The sequence below is a fragment of the Streptomyces sp. NBC_01431 genome (assembly GCF_036231355.1).
Classification (GTDB): domain Bacteria; phylum Actinomycetota; class Actinomycetes; order Streptomycetales; family Streptomycetaceae; genus Streptomyces.
Window position 1 is genome coordinate 2,811,502 of record NZ_CP109496.1, and the last position, 17,257, is coordinate 2,828,758.

Below are 17,257 nucleotides of genomic sequence, written 5' to 3' on the forward strand. Positions count from 1 at the left end.
CCCATGACTGCACAACCGATGGTCAAGGCGGAGGGCGTCCACAAGTCGTTCGGCCCCGCCCACATCCTCAAGGGCATCGATCTGGAGGTGGCCGAGGGCGAGGTGTTCTGTCTGATCGGCCCGTCCGGTTCCGGCAAGTCGACCTTCCTGCGGTGCATCAACCACCTGGAGCAGATCAACGCCGGACGCCTTTACGTCGACGGCGAGCTGGTCGGGTACCGCCAGAAGGGGGACAAGCTGTACGAGCTGAAGGACAGTGAAGTCGCCCTGAAGCGGCGGGACATCGGCATGGTCTTCCAGCGCTTCAACCTGTTCCCGCACATGACGGCCGTCGAGAACGTCATGGAGGCGCCGGTCCAGGTCAAGCGCGAGTCGAAGTCGGTGGCCCGCGAGCGGGCGTTGACGCTGCTCGACCGGGTCGGCCTCGCCGACAAGGCGGGCAACTACCCCTCGCAGCTCTCCGGCGGCCAGCAGCAGCGCGTGGCGATCGCCCGCGCTCTCGCGATGCAGCCGAAGCTGATGCTCTTCGACGAGCCGACCTCGGCGCTCGACCCGGAACTCGTGGGCGACGTCCTGGACGTCATGCGGGGCCTCGCCGAGGACGGCATGACGATGATCGTGGTCACCCACGAGATGGGCTTCGCGCGCGAGGTCGGCGACTCGCTGGTCTTCATGGACGACGGGGTGGTGGTCGAAGCCGGCAACCCGCGCGACGTCCTGACGAACCCCCAGCACGACCGGACGAAGTCGTTCCTGTCGAAGGTGCTGTGACGGCCGGGCCCACCGGCCTCACCACATAGCCCCATGAAGAAGGGTGGTTACGGGAGCGATCCCGTAACCACCCTTCTTTTGCTGCCACTCGGCGCTACTGCTCGGCCCGGAGGAAGGGCACGACACCGGGCTCGCGACCCGGGCGCCGAGACCCATTTCGGTGAGCTGCGTTACGCGATTCCGCGCTGCTCAGCGACCGCCGTGTCCGCATTCGGAACCGACGCCGTCGAACTGTGCGCCTGGATTTCCCTCGCCGTTGAGCGCATTGCCCAGCAGGCCGTTGAGAATCCCGACCTGGCCGAGGACATCGACGTTCAGGTCATGGGACCTACAGCCGCCGTGCCTGCCGTCCGCGCCTTGGGCGGTGGCCGTGCCGGTGGCTATGAAGCTCAGGCTTCCGAGGATGGCGGCCGCGACAGCGGCCTTCTGAAGCTTGCGCATTGTCTTCTCCTCCTTGGGTTGAGTAGAGCGCACACCAAAGATCCACTTAGCGCTCAATCCGGAGGCTAATCCGATATGTCCCTCGGCGCTCACCGGAGCTGGCATCCGGGGGCCTGAGGCTCCATCAGCTTGCGCTCGGCCCCGATCGCGAGGGGCGCGGGGTCCGGCCCGAGCCCTCGCTCGCGGCGTCCGGGAACCTCTTGAGGGCCCGGTCCGTTTCACAGGAGGCCACTCTGTAATACCCTCGAAGGGTAATCAGCCGTTACCTGGACTCTTCACACCAAAGACCGCCGCCGTAAGGACTACAAGTGGAACTGGCCTTTTACTCGGACTATGCCGTGCGTCTGGTCAACACCGAGGAGCCGGCCCGCAACAAGGACGTGCTGACCTCGGTCGACGCGGTGCGCGAACTGTTCGGCCAGAACCAGTCGGCGGCCCGCCGGGCGACGGACGCGGACGTGACGCGCTTCCGTTCGGTACGGGCCCGGCTACGGGCGGTGTTCGAGGCGGCGGACCGGGGCGAGGAGGTCCAGGCGGTCGATCTGCTCAACTCGCTGCTGCTCGAATTCCCCGTCAGCCCCCAGGTGTCGGGCCACGACCACCGCGACGAGGACGACCGCCCACTGTGGCACATGCACCTCGCCGACCACCCCTCGAACGCGACGGCGGGCTACGCGGCCATCGCCTCGATGGGCCTGGCCTTCCACCTCACCGAGTACGGGGTCGACCGGCTCGGGCTGTGCCAGGCGGCGCCCTGCCGCAACGCCTACCTGGACACCTCGACCAACCGCTCGCGCCGCTACTGCTCGGACCGCTGCGCGACCCGGGCCAACGTGGCGGCCTACCGGGCCCGCAAGCGCCTGGATGCCGAGCGGTCGGAGAACACCGGCCGCACCGCGGAGACGGCCCACGAGGCCAAGTAGCCGACGGTGCGCCGACGTCCGGCCGCCATCGGCCGGTAGCGTCCGCGCACCCGGCCGAGCACGAGCTCGACGGGCACCGCACCGAAGGCCCTGCTGTCGACCACCTCGTCGGCGGTGTTGTCGCCGAGCACCCACCAGCCGCTCTCGCGCAGCTCAAGCAGGCGCTTGACGATGAGCAGATCCTGCTGGAGCGGGTGGCGCAGCACCGCCACGTCACCGGCCCGCAGCCCGGCCCCGTAGTGCACGAGCAGCTGGTCCCCGTGCAGCAGCGTGGGCACCATCGAGGTCCCCAGGACCTCGGCGATCCCCAGCGGGGCCCTCGGTTCCCGCCCCTCATCCGTCATACGCCACCCACCTCCCGGTCGTCGGCACCACGCGCCACCGGACCCACGGTACGTTCCGCCACGAGTCCCATGGTGACCCTGGACTTTTGGCCTAAGCCCATGGGGGCACCCGCGAAAACCCGTCTCTCACCGAGTAATGTCCCACCTGAGAAGACGATCACGAGGAAGGACAGCTCAATGCTTTCCCGCCTGTTTGCCCCCAAGGTGAAGGTCAGCGCGCACTGCGACCTGCCCTGCGGTGTGTACGACCCGGCCCAGGCCCGCATCGAGGCGGAGTCGGTCAAGGCCGTGCAGGAGAAGTTCCAGGCCAACGAGGACGCGCACTTCCGTGCGCGTGCCGTGGTCATCAAGGAGCAGCGCGCGGAGCTCGCCAAGCACCACGTGTCGGTGCTGTGGAGCGACTACTTCAAGCCGCCGCACTTCGAGAAGTACCCGGAGCTGCACCAGTTGGTCAACGACACCCTGAAGGCCCTCTCGGCCGCCAAGGCGTCGACCGACCCGGCGACGGGCCAGAAGGCGCTCGACCTCATCGCCGAGATCGACCGCATCTTCTGGGAGACCAAGAAGGCCTGATCTCGCATCAGGCTTTCTTGACCTGCAATCGCTTCGCTTGCAGCGTCCTGTCCGCACCCGGTCCGCGGGCCGCCGAAAACGGCGTCCATGGCGGTCCGGGTGCGGTCTTTTTTTTCCGCCCCCACGGAGTCAGTCCAGCGGCTTGTTCTCGCAGCGGGGGGCCGGGCTCGAACCGATCAGGACGTCGCTGTGCGCGGAACGGGCCTTGCCCGGCGCAGGCACGAACGGCCGCGGGGTGCCCGCGTCCGGATACAGCAGCGCGTGGCGTCGGCGGGCCTCGGCCGTCGCGTCGGAGCGCGGCACCACCGTGTGTTCGGCGAGGCCGTCCGCCCCCAGGCTGGTGACCAGGCACAGGCCGTCGAGGCGCCGCGCGGTCCGCAGGTGCCCGGCCACGCCCCGCGCTCCGGCCGGCACCGTCAGACAGGGCTCGCCCGCGGTGTCGAACTCGGTGGCCCCCAGGCCCTCGGCCCGCAACCGCGCCCCCACCGCCCGGCGTTCCCGGCCGGTTGGGAAGCACCACACGTCGCTGCCCTGGTGCACGACCACCGCGGCCGACTCCGGTCCCGGCCCCACGGCGGTCCCGCCGTGCGGGTCCCCGCTCCAGGGAAAGGGACGGCACAGCAGCCGTACGCCCGCCCGCTCCGCCCAGTCCACCGCGCCCTCGTGGACGACCTTGGCACCGTGCCGGGACATCCGGCGCACCCCCTCGTAGCTGATCTTGGAGACGACGCGGGCCTCCGGCACCAGGTAGGGGTCGGCGGTGCACACTCCGGGCACGTCGCTGAAGAGCTCGCACGTGTCGGCGCCCAGCGCGGCGGCCGCCGCCACCGCCGAGAGGTCGGAACTGTTGCGGCCCAGCATGACGGTCCGCCCGGCCGAATCGAGGCCCTGGCCGCCGGGGACTATCGCGATCGGGCAGTCGGCGAGCGCCCGGAAGAGCGCCTCGGGACTGGCCGATGCCAGTCGCGCCCGGTCGGCGGGGCCCTCGGCCAAAAGCCCGGTGCCGGCCGCCGGGAGCGGGCACGCGGCCACGCCCTCGGCGGCGAGTGCGGCCGCGAGCAGGGCGACGCTGACCGTCTCGCCGGTGGTCAGGAGCATCGCGGCGGCATCGGCCGGCGGGTCCGCGGACACGGCGTCCAGGGTCTGCTTGAGTCTGCCCGTGGTGCCGGACATGGCGCTCACCACGATGACCAGCGGGCGCTGCTCCTCGGTGCCGCGGCGCACCGCGTACCGGGCCACCCGGTGGAAGCCGTCGAGGTCGGCGAAGGCCGAGCCGCCGAACTTCAGCACCAGCGGACGGCTGCCGGGCCCGCGGTGGGCCGTCACCCCAACCACCCGTTCTTCACGGCGAGTTCCACGATCTGCAACGCGTTCAGCGCGGCCCCCACCCACAGGTTGTCGGCGACCACCCAGAGCGCCACCGCCCTGTCGTCCTCGGGCTCGACGCGTATGCGGCCCACGTGCACCAGGGCCCGGTCCTCGGGCCGGGCGAAGACGGTGCGCGGCATGGGGTACGACGGGCTCTGGGAGCGGCGGTAGACCCGCAGGCCCGGCGTCGCGGTCAGGGCCTCCTCGACGGACCCGGTCGTGACCGGCTCGCGCAGCCGGATGTGCACGGCTTCGGAATGGCAGTCGAAAACCGGCACCCGCACCGCCGTGGCGCTCACGCGCAGGCCGGGCAGGCCGAGGATCCGGCGTGGTTCGCGGACGAGTTTGCGTTCCTCGTGGGTGAGCCCGGTGTCGTCCTGTACCCCTATCTCCGGGACGACGTTGAAGGACAGGGGCTGTCCGAAGCGCCCGCCGGGGGCTCCCTGCGCACGGGAGTCGTCCAGGATGGCTCTTGACCCCTCCGCCAGTTCCCGCAAGCCGCGCACACCGCCGCCGGACGCCGCCTGGTAGGTGGCCACCACGACGCTGTCCAGGCCCGCCAGTTCGTGCAACGGGTGCAGGGCGCGCACCAGTTGGATGGTCGAGCAGTTGGGGTTGGCCACCAGGTTGGACCCCGGCCGGTCCGCGAGCGCGCCGGGGTTGACCTGCGGCACCACGAGCGGGACGTCCGGCCGCATCCGGAAGGCGGAACTGTTGTCGACGACCAGCACCCCGGCCGATGCCAGCCGCTCCGCCTCCCGTTCGCTCACCGGGGCGCCCGCGGAGAAGATGGCGACGTCCAGCCCCCCAGGGTCCAGGGCGTCGAGGGTGACGAGTTCCGTCATGGGCAGGGACAGCGCCAGTTCGGCGCGCAGGTCCCGGCCGACGCTGCGCGTCGATCCGACGGGCACCACCTGTTCCACGGGCACGATCCCGCCGTCGAGCAGGGCCAGGCACTCCCGGCCCACTGCTCCGGTGGCGCCCACTACCGCGATGCGCAGCATTGCCATCCTCCTGTTGACCCCCGCGCGGGGGTTCAGTGCGTGGTCGTGTCGGGTAACCGGCCCCGGAAGGTGCGCCGGTAGGCGTTGGGGGTGGTGTTGAGGAAGCGCACGAACTGGTGCCGCAGCGCGGCCGCGTTGGCGAATCCCGTGCGCGCCGCCACCACCTCGATGGTCTCGTTGGTGTTCTCCAGCATCCGCTGGGCGCTCAGCACCCGCTGGGCAAGCAGCCAGCGGTAGGGGGTGGTTCCCGTCTCCATCCGGAAGCGGCGGGCGAAGGTGCGCGGAGACATGCAGGCCAGCGCCGACAACTGCTCGATGCTGATCTCCTGGTCCAGGTGCCGCTCGGCCCAGGCGAGCACCTCGCCCACGCCGTCCCCTCCGTAGTGCGCCACCGGTCGTTCGATGTACTGGGCCTGGCCGCCCTCCCGGTGCGGGGGCACGACCATGCGCCGGGCGATGGCGTTGGCGACGTCGCTGCCCTGGAGCTTGCGCACCAGGTGGAGGCAGGCGTCGATTCCCGCGGAGGTGCCGGCCGAGGTGAGGATCGGGTCCTCGTCCACGTAGAGCACGCCGGGTTCGACCAGGGCCTTGGGGTAGCGCTCGGCGAGTGCGTCGGCGTACCGCCAGTGCGTGGTGCAGCGACGCCCGTCGAGCAGCCCCGCGGCACCCAGCACGAACGCGCCGACGCAGACGCTGACCACCCGGGCACCCCGGGCCACCGCCTGGCGCAGGGCTTCCAGAAGGGCGGGCGGGAAGTCCCGGGTGTGGAAGTCGTCCCCCACCGGGATGGCGATGAGATCGGCGGCCTCCAGCCGGTCGAGCCCGTAGGGCGTGCTGATGGTGAATCCGGGCACGGCCCGTACAGACGAGGATTCCGCCGCGACGAGCGCGAAGTCGTACGCGGGCAAACCCTCCTCCCGGCGGTCGATCCCGAATACTTCACATACGACGCCCAGCTCGAAGGGATGGACGTTGTCGAGCAGGACTGCGACTACGTTCTTCAGCATGGGACCCAATGTGGCAGTAATGCGTGGTGTTCTGACAGACCCTCCGCTGTCCCCTGACCCGATTGCCCCTCATACTCTGGGCATGGACCTCGAAGCGGTCGGGAGTCACTCACTCGCGCTCACGGGCGGGACATGCATCGGTGAGGGCTCACCAATGGAAACGATGCCGCTGCGGATGCCCATCACCACGGCTTGGGTGCGATCGGACGCGCCGACCTTCGTGAAGACGGCGGACAAATGGTTCTTGACCGTCTTCTCGGATATGCCGAGCGCCCTGGCCACCCGCCGATTCGAATTGCCCTGGGAGATGAGCTCCAGAATCTGGCGTTCGCGGGCGGTGAGCAGGGCGAGTGCCTCCCGGGCCGCGAGCACCTCCTCGGAGGGGGGCGGATCGGCGTCGGCCCGTAAACCCTCGATCAACTGCTCCTGGGTTTCCAGGGCGCCCTGCGCCTCGTCCAGTGCCTTGTGCACCTTGGCGACAACCTCGGCCAAGGCCGCCACGGACTGCCCGGGAGCCCCACAGAACTGGCAGCACCGCTGGCCTCTCAACTCCACGGCCGGCCCTCGTGCAACACGCGACATCAGTTGAACTCCCTCCACCGATGTGAATTGAACGAACCGCTCTTCTCCTCAGGTCCGGGGGCTGTGCGGGTGGGTCGACCCCACGGGTCAGTAAGGAAGCCGCGCGTGGATGGCCACCGTCTTGCACCGCGTGTATTCACGCAGCGCCTCCAACCCCTTCTCCACTCCAATTCCCGAGCGTCGGTAGCCGCCGAACGGCAGCTCGACTCCCCCGGCCGCGCTGTAGTTGTTCACGAATACCTGCCCGGCCCGCAGCCGCTGGGCGAGCCAGTGGGCGGTGGTCACGTCGGAGGTCCAGACTCCGGCGGCCAGGCCGTACGTGGTGTGTTCCGCCAGAGCGACCGCTTCGTCCAGCGAGTCGAAGACCGACACGCACAGGACCGGACCGAACACCTCCTCGTTGAACACCCGGTGTTCCGGGGTCACTTGGTCGAGGATGGTGGGCTCCACGAAGAAGCCGTCGCTGTACGCCTCCCCTCCGGGTACTCCACCGCCCGCGCGGACCACGGCGTCCCGTCGGCCCTCGGAGAGGTAGCCCAGTACCCTGTCGCGCTGTTTCGCGGAGATCAGCGGCCCCATGTCGGGATCATCGATCCCCGCGCCGAGACGTAACGAGCGAAACCTTTCAGCGAGCGCGTCCACCAACTCGTCGTGGACGGACCGGTGGACGAGCAGCCGGCTTCCGGCCGAGCAGTTCTGCCCCGCGTGCTCGGTGATCGACTCCACTATCTGCGGCACCGCCAGCGCGGCGTCGTAGTCGGGGAGCACGAGGTGCGGCGACTTTCCGCCGAGCTCAAGGGTGACCGGCACGATGTTCCGCGCGGCCGCGATCATCACAGCCTCGCCGACCTCCCGGGAGCCGGTGAAGGCGAGGCGGTCCACGTCGGGATGCGCGGCGAGTGCGGCGCCGGCTTCTCCTCCGTAGCCCGGTACGACGTTCAGGGCCCCCGTCGGCAGACCCGCTTCCTCAACGATTTCGGCCAGCCGGAGCGAAGTCAATGGTGCGTCCTCGGCCGGTTTGAGGACACAGCAGTTTCCGGCCGCGAGCGCGGGTGCCACGGTCCTGGCGGCGATCTGCAAGGGGTAGTTCCAGGGGATGATGTGACCGCACACGCCATACGGTTCGCGCAGGGTGAAGGCCAGTCGGCCCGGCTGCTGCTGGATGGTTTCGCCGCCCAGCGCCTCGACGGTGTTGGCGTAGAAATCGAAGTACCGGGCAGCGACATCGGCGTCGACGAGCGACTGACTCAGCGGCTTGCCGGTGTCCAGCGTCTCCAGCCTTGCCAGGTCCTCGCGCTCGGCGCGCAGGACCTCGGCGATGCGATGACAGACCCGCGATCGCTCCACCGGCGTCGTGAACCGCCAGAGGGTCTCGTAGGTGTGCCGCGCCGCCTCCACGGCCGCCCCGACCTCGGCCGCGCCACAACGCGCGACGCGTGCGAGCAGGCGGGCGTTGGACGGATCGAGGACGTCGATCCACCGCGTGGTGGGAACCTGCTTCCCCGCGATGACAGCCGTGTACTGCGGTACCACTGCTTCACTCACCGGTGTATCCAGCTCCTTGGCGTGGGGGGCCGCGCTGCTTCGGTGTCAGCCGGCCATCGAACCGGCGATGATCCGCCCGAGGTCCCGCGCGTCGACGTCGCGCGGGCAGCACACCAGCAGCCGCTGCTGTTTGAGCGCGCCTTCGACGAGGGCGGGGAGGTCCTTCTTGCCATAGCCGAAGTCCCCAAGGCCGGTGGGGCCTTGGGTGTCCGCGACGATGCTCAGCAGCGTGGCCGGCAGGACGTCCGAACCGTTGGCCTCGGTCACGCCGTTGAGGTTGGCGCCGAGCAACTCCGCTGCGCGCAGATGGCGTTCGGGAGACGTCGGGTACGTGAACTCGAAGGCCGCCGCCGCGGTGGAGACCACCGCGGCGCCGTGCGGCACCATGGCGTGGTCGACTTCGTATCCCGCCGGTCGGTAGTCCCGGACGAGACCGGCTATGGGATAGGCGCAGGCATGGGGAATGTGGGTTCCGGCGTTGCCGAACCCCATTCCCGCGAAGCTCGCCGCCCGGCTCATCCCGGTACGCGCCTCCAGATCGGCCGGGTTGAGGACGGCCCGCCTGAGGTAGCGGCCCACCAGCACCAGCGCCTGCTCCGCCCACACGTCGCTGATCGGGTTGGCGCCGATGTACAGCGGCCGGTCCCCGGGCGCGGGGTAGGGGGGCCGCCGGTCGTAGGCGCGTGCCGTGTACGACTCGCAGGCGTGCGTCAGGACGTCGTAGCCGGAAGAGGCGGTGACTGCCGGGGGCAGCGTCAGGGTGTTCGCCGGGTCGACCACGGCCAGGGCGGGCAGCAGCCGCAGGTCGCTGATCCCCGTCTTCACGTTCAGGCCCGTGACGCCGAGGGCGACCATGGCGGTGCACTCGCTGCCGCTGCCGGCCGTGGTGGGCACTGCCACCAGGGGCTTGAGCGGGCCGGGAATCGGGGCCCCGGCGCCGATCGGCGCGTTCAGGTAGTCGCGCACCGGGCGCCCGGGGTAACTGAGCAGCAGGTTCAGCATCTTGGCGGTGTCGATCGAGCTGCCGCCACCGAGACCCACGTAGCCGTCCACCTGGAGGGACTCCAGTTCACGGGCCGCCTCGGCGCAGCTCTCGTCGGTGGGTTCCACCCGGGCCCGGTCGAACAACGCGACCGAGACCCCCTCCTGTTCGATCTGCTTGGCGACCCGGGCGGGCAGGCCGAGACCGGCCAGGACGGGGTCGGTCACCAGCAGCACCGAGTTGATGCCGGCCTTGCGCAGTTCGTGGCCGATCTCCCGGGTGGCGCCGACTCCGAATTTCAGCGGTGGAGCCTGCCAGCTGATTATTCGTTCCTGCTCCGGCGTGTTTGCGCCATACCCGAAAGACTCCACAGTTCATCCCCGTCTTCATTGCTCACTGAACTCGAAAGATCGAACTTGAAAGATCCGAAAACTCGAATGATCCGAGAACTTGAAAGTTCCGACCGAGAAACAATATGGCGAACAACGACGCGCAGTCGGACGGCTCGGCCGAATTGGCGAAATGATGTCGCCTGCACAGAGAATTCGACCGAAGTGAGAGCCACACTAGTCAGTCGATTTCGGTCACGCCATAGGACTACAGACCTACTGCGCTACCGGGTGAGAGCCACCCTAGTCAGTGGATTTCGGACACGCCATAGGACTGGAGTCCTATGGCTGGATTAGCCTGGTGCCATTGCGCTGAAACCGGTGGATTCCCCACTTGATCGCGCAGCGGACAAGACAAGTACCCAGGTAGTCGCAGGTGATGCGCGGTCGGCATCGCACGGTGCGCGCACGGCATATACGTCATGAACGAATTCCGCCAGCGGCACGGGTGATCAGCGCGGTGGGGTCGCGCGCCCCGGTCCCGCCCTCCCCCACCGACCGCCCTCCCCCGCCGACCGTCACATGCCGGCGGCGATGGCAGTAATTCGGTGTCCCTCGTCAGTACGGTCACTGTTGCCGTCGCGACTCTTTCCTCAGAGTTGGCTGTATGGCACAGAACAACGCGACGAGTGCGCCGGACGGGACCGGGAAGCGGCACGCGGGGGTGTGGCAGGTCTGGCGCGAGTCCCCGACGGCGGTGAAGTCCCTGCTGGCCGGCACGATGATCAACCGGCTCGGCGGCTTCGTGCAGGTCTTCATGGTGCTGTACCTGACCCACCGCGGCTTCTCCACCTCACAGGCGGGTGCGGCGCTCGGCGTGTACGGCGCGGGAGCGGTGCTCGGGACGCTGTTCGGGGGGTGGCTGTCCGACAAGGTCGGACCGCGGCTGACGATGGTGTCCACCCTGCTGGGCTCGGCGGTGCTGCTCCCTTGTGTTCTCTACCTGAACAGTTACGGGTCGATCCTCGCGGTCATCGCCGTCAGCGGTGCGGCGAGCCTGGCCTACCAGCCCGCCTCCACCAGCATGATCAGTACCCTCACTCCGCCCGAACGGCACGTCATGATCTTCGCCATGGGCCGGTTGGCGATCAACCTCGGCACGACGGCCGCGCCCCTGCTCGGCGCGGCGCTCGTCAAGATCTCCTGGAACTTCCTGTTCTGGGGCGAGGCGCTGGCCGTGGTGATCTTCTCCGCGATCGCGGCGGTCACCCTGCCGCACCACGCGGAACCGGACCCGACGGGTCAGGCGGACGACGGCACCGGGGACAGCGGGAAGAAAGCGCCCAAGGCCTCGTATCTGGCGGTACTGGCCGACCGCCGCTATCTGCTGTTCCTGCTGGCGATGTTCGTCAGTTCCGTGATCTACATCCAGCACATTTCGACGCTGCCGCTGACCGTGAAGCACCTCGGTATGGGAATCGAGGCCTATGCGGCGATGATCGCGCTCAATGGTCTTCTCGTGATCGCCTGTGAACTCCTCGTCGCCAAGGTGGTGCAGCGCTGGCCGATCCGGATCGCGGTCATCGTGGGCGTACTGCTGACGGGTATCGGCATGAGCCTGTACGCCCTGCCCTGGGGGCTGGCCGCGCTGGTGATCGCCACCCTCGTCTGGTCGCTCGGCGAGATCATCGGCTACCCGTCCCTGTTCTTCGCCTACCCCGCGCAGGCGGGCCCGCCCCGGCTGCGGGGACGCTATCTGGGGGCCTCGAACGCGCTGTACGGACTCGGCAGCGCGATCGGCCCGTTCATCGGAGTGATGCTCTGGAACCGCTTCCAGGAAGGACTGTGGCTCGGCTGCGGCGTGGTGGGCCTGCTCGCCGGAGCCGCCGCGTGGAGCGGGGTGCGGCCGGCCGGCGCGGCGGACAAGGGCGAGGCGGCCCGGATCGATGACTCCGGAACAGCCGATGCGGAGATCCGAAGCGGGGCTTAGGGCGGCGGCCGCGTCCGCACAACCGAAGATCGCGTAAGCAGCGCGAACCGTTCTCAGAAGGGGAAGCGAAAAGATGCAACGCCACGTAATCCTGGTCGACCCCTATTCCGAAGCAGTCGAGTACGCGCACGCCTTTCGGAAGCGCGGTGTCGAACCGGTGGCGGTGCTGAGCACACCGGCACCACTGAAGTCCTACCTCCACGGCTGGAAACCGGATTCCTTCAGCGCGACGCACTTCCACGACGGCGACTTCGCGAAGCTCGCCCGGATCATCCGCGGCTACGATCCGATCGCCGTCATCCCGGGTAACGAGTCCGCGGTCAGGCTCGTGGACTCGCTGATCGAGGAGCTGGCGCCCGGGACGGGGAACGTGCCGGAGCTCTCCGCGGCCCGCCGGGACAAGTGGCCCATGGCGCAGGCGGTGGCGCGGGCGGGCATACCGCACCTTCGTACATTCGCCGCCGCGACCGAGCAAGAGGCGGCGAACTGGCTGCGGGAGACCGGGCTGGAGGGACAGGCCCTGGTGCTCAAGCCCCGGTGCAGCGGAGGGACGGACGGGGTGCACAAGGTGGAGGCCGGCGAGGACTGGCGGCTCCCCTTCAGGCAGTTGCTGGGCTCCGTCAACATGTTCGACCTGTCCAACGACAGCATTCTGCTACAGGAGTTCGCGTCGGGAACCGAGTTCGTCGTGGATACGTACTCCGTCAACGGAGAACTCGGTCTGGTGGCCGTGGTCCAGTACAGCAAGTCAACGAGGGGAAACCGTATCGGAGTTTATGACGCGGAGGACTATCTGCTTCCCGAAGATCCGCTGGTCGGCGTGCTGGAATCGTATACGCGCCAGGTCGCGAGGGCGGTCGGCATTCGGACGGGGTGCACCCACACCGAGATCATGATGACGGACCAAGGTCCCAGGCTGATCGAAATCGCGGCACGCCTCGACGGGGGATGCGGACAGCAGGCCGCGCGGCTCGCGACCGGCGATTGCCAGATCGACCGCGCCGTGCGCCACCATCTGGACTCCGTCTTCGTGCCCGGCTACGAGATCGTGCGGCCCACCCGGGTGGCGTGGCTCTCCGCCGCGAACAGCGGCACCATGCGCAACGCGGAAGTGCTCGACGGGGTGCGCGAGCTGGCCTCCTTCCAGAAGCTGGGCTGCCGCTACCCCAACGGCTCCCGGGTGCCCATGACCGAGGACCTCTTCACCACGCTCGGCTGGGTGCTGCTCTCCGCCCCAGACCAGGACGTCGTCGACCAGGACACCAAGCGGGTGCGGGAGATCGAGGCCAAGGTGGTGATCGATCCGCTCGGACCGTAGCGGGCCACGTCCCGGCCGGGGGCGCCGACTGGCAGCAAATCGCGGTTGCGTGGCAGTTTCGCCACTGTCGCGGTTAGCGCCCCGACCAGCACTGTTTGAGCCATGAAGTCCACTCGGCAGCGACATGTGATCGTTGTAGACGGCTACCACATACGGGACGGCGACGACCGGGGCTTCGCCAGCGCTTTCCGGGCCCGGGGCGTGCTGCCGGTGACGGTGATGAGCACCCCGCGGCCCCTGGCGAAATTCGTCAAGAAGAACATCTGGTACCCCGACGACTTCGAGGCCGTGCACTTCTACGACGGCGACTTCGAGGCGATGGTGAAACTCGTCGAGTCCTACGACCCGGTGGGTATCGTCACCGGCAACGAGAGCGGCGTCGAATTCGCCGCCCAGCTCGTGGAACGCATCATGCCGCAGTTCCAGAACGTGCCCCAGAGCGCCAAGTGCCAACGCCACAAAGGGGAGATGGCGCTCGCCCTGGAACGGGCCGGACTGCCCGGACCGCGCACCCTGTCGAGCGACGACCCGACCGAGGTCGACGCCTGGATCAAGGCCAACGGCCTCACCGACCGGCCACTCATCCTGAAGCCGCCGCACAGCGCCGGGACCGACAACGTCCACTTCGTTCCGCCCGGCGGCGACTGGCTCGGCCACTTCACCCACATACTCGGCCGGGTCAACGGGTTCGAACTCCGCAACGACACCGTCATCGTCCAGGAGTTCCTGGAGGGGCCCGAGTACATCGTGGACCTGTACTCGGTGGACGGGCAGCACGGACTCGTCGACACCTGCATCTACGCCAAGCACGACCGGGGCCCGCGGATCGGCATCTACGACGTCGCCGACTTCCTGCCGCCGGACCACCCCGACGTGGCGGTGCTCGCCGACTACGTGATGCGCGCGGCCGACGCCGTCGGCATCCGCAACGGCTCCACCCACGCCGAAGCGATCATGACCGCGGACGGGCCGCGGCTGGTGGAACTGGCCGCCCGCTACTCGGGCAGCTGCATGATGATCTCCGGATCCCTCGCCACGGGCGACAACCAGATCGAGCGCACCGTACGGCACGTCCTGGACGGGGATTTCAGGCCGTCCTTCGAGCTCGTCAAGGAGGTCCGCACGCTCTGGCTCTGTTCGGACTGGGCCGGACCCGTGCGGCACATGGAGATCCTGGAGGCGATCGCCGAGCTGCCCACCGTCCACTCCCTGTCGATCCCGCCCGACGGCCGGGACATGCCGGTCACCAACGACGTGACCACCAGTCTGGGCTGGGTCATCCAGGGCGCCGACGACTGGGACGCCATCCACCGGGACTCGGCCCGCATCCGCGAACTGGAGCAGACCTGGAACGCGGCCCGCGCACAGGACGGCCAAGCCCCGGACACCGGCGGCGGGGGCCGCACCGAGCAGCCCGGGAGCGCCGCCGCGGCGGGGAGGAACACCTGACATGTCGCACCAGCCGGCCCGCCTGCCCCATCTCCTGCTCATCTGCCCGCGCTCGGACGTCCTGGGCAAGTTCGTCGGGCTGCCGGTAGCCCTGACCGTGGTGCACCGGCCGGGCGGGGACCGGCAGTTGGAGGAGTCCCTCGCCCTCGCGGTGGTCGATGCCGACTTCACCGACCCGCACGCGCTGCTCGCCGTGGCCCGCGAGGTGCACGCCCGGCGCCCGGTGGACGCGGTGCTCGCGCTCACCGAGCTCTCCCTCCATCCGGCGAGCGTGGTGGCGCAGGCGCTGGGCGCGCGCGGCAACTCGCCCGCCACCCTCACCCTCACCCAGGACAAGGCCGCCATGCGCGGCCGGCTGCGGGACCGCGGCCTGGGCGAGGTGGCCCACCAGGTGTGCGCCACGCTCGACGAGGCCCGCGCGGTGCTGCGCCGCTGCCCGAGCGGCGTGATCCTGAAGCCGGTCGACGGCAACGGCGGAACGGGTGTCCATCTGGCGCGTACGGAAGGGGAGTTGGCCGAGGCGTGGGCCTGGGCCAGCGGCGCCAGGACCGGGTTCGTCTGGCCGCAGGCGGCAGACGCGTCCAGTGTCCTGGCCGAGGAGTTCCTCACCGGCCAGGAGTTCAGTGTCGAGTCACTGTCGGCCGCCGGGCGCCATCAGGTCCTCGCGGTCACCCGCAAGCACACCTCGGGCGCCCCGCACTTCGTGGAGACCGGCCACGACCTGCCTGCGATGCTGACGCCCGCCCAGAACCAGGTGGTCCTCGACGCGACCCTGAACGCGCTGGACGCCGTCGGCTACGCCTGGGGCCCCTGCCACACCGAGGTGATGCTCGCCGAGGGCGGCGAGCGCGCCACCGTCGTCGAGATCAACGCCCGTCAGGGCGGCGACCAGATCTGGGAGCTGGTCCACCACGTCACGGGCATCGACATGCTCCAGGCCGCGGTCCTCGCTCTCGCCCACGGGGTGCTGCCGGGCCCCGGGGTGGCTCTCGCGGGCGGCGCGGCCATCCGCTACCTCACCCCGCGCTCCGGCCGGGTGACCTCGGTGACGGGCGTGGCCGAGGCCCGCGCGATCGAGGGCGTCATCCGCATCGGCGAACTCCGCGAGGTGGGCGACGAGGTGATGCCGCTCGGCGACTCCTGGAACCGGGCCGGGCACGTCGTCGCGGCGGGTCCCGATCCGAAGGCCGCCGCGGCCGCGGCCGACGCGGCGGCCGACCGGATCACCGTGCACACCGAACCGATCGAAGGGAAGACGCCGTGACGCCCGCCGGGAACTCCGGAACGGAAACGAAGCACGCCCCGGGGGCTCGACCCGGGCGTTTCGTCGAAGGCAAGGGTCCGGCGTACGTCGTCATCCTCGGCCGCTTCACCACCAATATCGGCTTCTTCATGATCATCCCGTTCCTGGCGGTCCATCTGACCAGGGACGAAGGGCTGAGCAGCTTCCAGACCGGTGTGCTCTTCGCCGTCATGGAGTTCACCCGGCGCGGCCTCGGCATCCCCTCCGGCTGGGTCAGCGACCGTTTCGGCGCCGCCCGGATCCTGGTCCTGGGTCTCGTCGTCGAGGCGGGCGCCTACGTCGTGTTCACCTTCGCCGGCGGCAACGTGGGCCTGTGGGGCGCGGCGGTCTCGCTGCTCGGCATCGGCGGCTCCCTCAACAACAACGGCTCCCGCAGCGTGCTGGCCTCCGGCAACTCCGGCGGCGTCGCGGCCAACCTCAGCCGCTACTACGTGTCCATCAACGGGGCCGCCCTGATCGGCCCGCTGATCGGCACCGCGCTGATGGCGGGCGGCGCGATGAAGGCCGGGTTCCTGATCGCGGCGGCGCTGCACCTGGTGTTCGCGGTGACCTCCTCGGTGCTGCTGCGCGGCCTGCACGCCACGAACGCGGCGCCCATCAAGGCCGCCGCCATGGCCGAGGCGCTGCGCGACCGGCCGCTGATGATCTTCTGCGCGCTCGCGGTCGGCGGCTGGTTCCTGATCACCCAGTACCGGATCGCGCTGCCGCTGACCATCGTCCACCAGAAGCTCTCCTCCGACCTGGTCGGCCCGCTCACCGCCGGTAACGCCGTGGTGGTGATGGTGACCGTGTGGCTGCTCGGCTCGCGCATCGAGAAGCGGTCCGCGGTCGGCCGCCTCGACGTGTTCATCGCGTCCGGCGTGCTGCTCGGGGGCGGCTGGCTCCTGTGCGCGGTCGACGGGATCAGCCCGGTCGTGGCCGCGGTGATCGTGACCTCGATCGGCGAGTCGCTGTTCTGCGGCGTGGTGGACGCGGTCGTCGCGGGTCTGGCGACCGAGGGCCGCACGGGTCTCTACCTCGGCTACTCCACGATGGCTTGGGGCGTCGGCGGCATGCTGGGCGGCTTCGTCGCAGGCGGCTTCGACCTGGCCGACCACCACGGCGTACTGGTCCTGTTCTGGCTGGTGCTGGCCCTGGTGGGGGTCGGGTACGCGGTCGGCACCCGGGTGGTGCGCCGCTCTCTGGCCGCCGAGGTGGACCGGCGCCGCCCCCGCGAGACCACCCCGGCCGACGCGCCCTCCCCCGCCGGCTGACCCGCTCCCCGCCACACCCCGCGATCCCCCGGGCACTCGTACCGAACGGCCCGGAACGCCCGAACCAGCGACCGA

Annotated in this window: 16 protein-coding genes; 8 read left to right on the top strand and 8 right to left on the bottom strand. The window is 69.6% G+C overall.

The genetic code is table 11. From position 1 onward, the window contains the following. Window positions 1–3: 3 nt before the first annotated feature. Entirely contained in the window at window positions 4–771 is a 768-nt protein-coding gene (locus tag OG522_RS12745) for an amino acid ABC transporter ATP-binding protein (RefSeq protein ID WP_329463085.1), read from the top strand. Window positions 772–960: 189 nt separating this feature from the next. Here OG522_RS12745 and OG522_RS12750 read toward each other — a convergent pair whose 3' ends face one another. Further along, window positions 961–1,212: a hypothetical protein gene (locus OG522_RS12750; protein WP_329463086.1), complete on the bottom strand. Its 252-nt coding sequence runs from the start codon at window positions 1,210–1,212 to the stop codon at window positions 961–963. Between the two features lie 308 nt (window positions 1,213–1,520). Here OG522_RS12750 and OG522_RS12755 point away from each other — a divergent pair, with 308 nt between their 5' ends. Beyond that, complete coding sequence (locus OG522_RS12755) at window positions 1,521–2,135, top strand: CGNR zinc finger domain-containing protein (RefSeq protein ID WP_329463087.1); 615 nt, start codon at window positions 1,521–1,523, stop codon at window positions 2,133–2,135. Here the strand turns inward: OG522_RS12755 and sodX are convergent. Continuing rightward, entirely contained in the window at window positions 2,054–2,479 is a 426-nt protein-coding gene (gene sodX / locus OG522_RS12760) for a nickel-type superoxide dismutase maturation protease (RefSeq protein ID WP_329463088.1), read from the bottom strand. The two genes, OG522_RS12755 and sodX, sit on opposite strands and share 82 nt — an antisense overlap. A gap of 177 nt (window positions 2,480–2,656) precedes the next feature. On the opposite strand from sodX, the gene sodN reads away from it, so the two are divergent. Further along, entirely contained in the window at window positions 2,657–3,052 is a 396-nt protein-coding gene (sodN, locus tag OG522_RS12765; protein ID WP_053730656.1) for a superoxide dismutase, Ni, read from the top strand. A 129-nt stretch (window positions 3,053–3,181) separates the two neighbouring features. On the opposite strand, the gene OG522_RS12770 is transcribed toward sodN, so the two are convergent. The 6 genes from OG522_RS12770 to OG522_RS12795 all read right to left on the bottom strand — a co-directional run bounded on the left by OG522_RS12770 (window position 3,182) and on the right by OG522_RS12795 (window position 9,911). Further along, window positions 3,182–4,378, bottom strand: coding sequence for an amino acid kinase family protein (locus OG522_RS12770; protein ID WP_329463089.1), 1,197 nt, complete (start codon window positions 4,376–4,378; stop codon window positions 3,182–3,184). Beyond that, window positions 4,375–5,424, bottom strand: a complete 1,050-nt coding sequence (locus OG522_RS12775; protein WP_329463090.1) for an aspartate-semialdehyde dehydrogenase — start codon at window positions 5,422–5,424, stop codon at window positions 4,375–4,377. The genes OG522_RS12770 and OG522_RS12775 overlap by 4 nt, the downstream gene beginning before the upstream one ends. Before the next feature lie 32 nt (window positions 5,425–5,456). Then, window positions 5,457–6,431, bottom strand: coding sequence for a GlxA family transcriptional regulator (locus OG522_RS12780; RefSeq protein WP_329463091.1), 975 nt, complete (start codon window positions 6,429–6,431; stop codon window positions 5,457–5,459). Between the two features lie 105 nt (window positions 6,432–6,536). Next, the gene (locus OG522_RS12785; protein WP_329463092.1) at window positions 6,537–6,932 is read right to left on the bottom strand and encodes a LuxR C-terminal-related transcriptional regulator; all 396 of its coding nucleotides are present in this window, start codon (window positions 6,930–6,932) and stop codon (window positions 6,537–6,539) included. A gap of 168 nt (window positions 6,933–7,100) precedes the next feature. Then, complete coding sequence (locus OG522_RS12790) at window positions 7,101–8,558, bottom strand: aldehyde dehydrogenase family protein (protein ID WP_329463093.1); 1,458 nt, start codon at window positions 8,556–8,558, stop codon at window positions 7,101–7,103. Between the two features lie 45 nt (window positions 8,559–8,603). Further along, window positions 8,604–9,911, bottom strand: a complete 1,308-nt coding sequence (locus OG522_RS12795) for a hydroxyacid-oxoacid transhydrogenase (RefSeq protein WP_329463094.1) — start codon at window positions 9,909–9,911, stop codon at window positions 8,604–8,606. Window positions 9,912–10,536: 625 nt separating this feature from the next. On the opposite strand from OG522_RS12795, the gene OG522_RS12800 reads away from it, so the two are divergent. The 5 genes from OG522_RS12800 to OG522_RS12820 all read left to right on the top strand — a co-directional run bounded on the left by OG522_RS12800 (window position 10,537) and on the right by OG522_RS12820 (window position 17,182). Then, a complete protein-coding gene (locus OG522_RS12800; protein ID WP_329463095.1) occupies window positions 10,537–11,859 on the top strand; it encodes an MDR family MFS transporter in 1,323 nt (440 codons plus the stop codon). Between the two features lie 73 nt (window positions 11,860–11,932). Further along, window positions 11,933–13,177, top strand: coding sequence for an ATP-grasp domain-containing protein (locus OG522_RS12805; protein ID WP_329463096.1), 1,245 nt, complete (start codon window positions 11,933–11,935; stop codon window positions 13,175–13,177). Between the two features lie 102 nt (window positions 13,178–13,279). Next, entirely contained in the window at window positions 13,280–14,626 is a 1,347-nt protein-coding gene (locus OG522_RS12810) for an ATP-grasp domain-containing protein (protein WP_329463097.1), read from the top strand. A 1-nt stretch (window position 14,627) separates the two neighbouring features. Then, on the top strand, window positions 14,628–15,890 hold the full coding sequence (locus OG522_RS12815; RefSeq protein ID WP_329463098.1) for an ATP-grasp domain-containing protein: 1,263 nt from the start codon (window positions 14,628–14,630) through the stop codon (window positions 15,888–15,890). Continuing rightward, window positions 15,887–17,182 carry an MFS transporter gene (locus OG522_RS12820; protein WP_329463099.1) on the top strand — a complete coding sequence of 432 codons (1,296 nt, stop codon included), beginning with the start codon at window positions 15,887–15,889 and terminating at the stop codon, window positions 17,180–17,182. The genes OG522_RS12815 and OG522_RS12820 overlap by 4 nt, the downstream gene beginning before the upstream one ends. The last annotated feature ends 75 nt before the right edge of the window (window positions 17,183–17,257 follow it).

Coding starts and splice junctions, on each gene's coding strand:
- OG522_RS12810 (WP_329463097.1), top strand. CDS start 13,280: ATGAAGTCCACTCGGCAGCGACATGTGATCGTTGTAGACGGCTACCAC.
- OG522_RS12745 (WP_329463085.1), top strand. CDS start 4: ATGACTGCACAACCGATGGTCAAGGCGGAGGGCGTCCACAAGTCGTTC.
- OG522_RS12800 (WP_329463095.1), top strand. CDS start 10,537: ATGGCACAGAACAACGCGACGAGTGCGCCGGACGGGACCGGGAAGCGG.
- sodX (WP_329463088.1), bottom strand. CDS start 2,479: ATGACGGATGAGGGGCGGGAACCGAGGGCCCCGCTGGGGATCGCCGAG.
- sodN (WP_053730656.1), top strand. CDS start 2,657: ATGCTTTCCCGCCTGTTTGCCCCCAAGGTGAAGGTCAGCGCGCACTGC.
- OG522_RS12815 (WP_329463098.1), top strand. CDS start 14,628: ATGTCGCACCAGCCGGCCCGCCTGCCCCATCTCCTGCTCATCTGCCCG.
- OG522_RS12805 (WP_329463096.1), top strand. CDS start 11,933: ATGCAACGCCACGTAATCCTGGTCGACCCCTATTCCGAAGCAGTCGAG.
- OG522_RS12750 (WP_329463086.1), bottom strand. CDS start 1,212: ATGCGCAAGCTTCAGAAGGCCGCTGTCGCGGCCGCCATCCTCGGAAGC.
- OG522_RS12780 (WP_329463091.1), bottom strand. CDS start 6,431: ATGCTGAAGAACGTAGTCGCAGTCCTGCTCGACAACGTCCATCCCTTC.
- OG522_RS12775 (WP_329463090.1), bottom strand. CDS start 5,424: ATGCTGCGCATCGCGGTAGTGGGCGCCACCGGAGCAGTGGGCCGGGAG.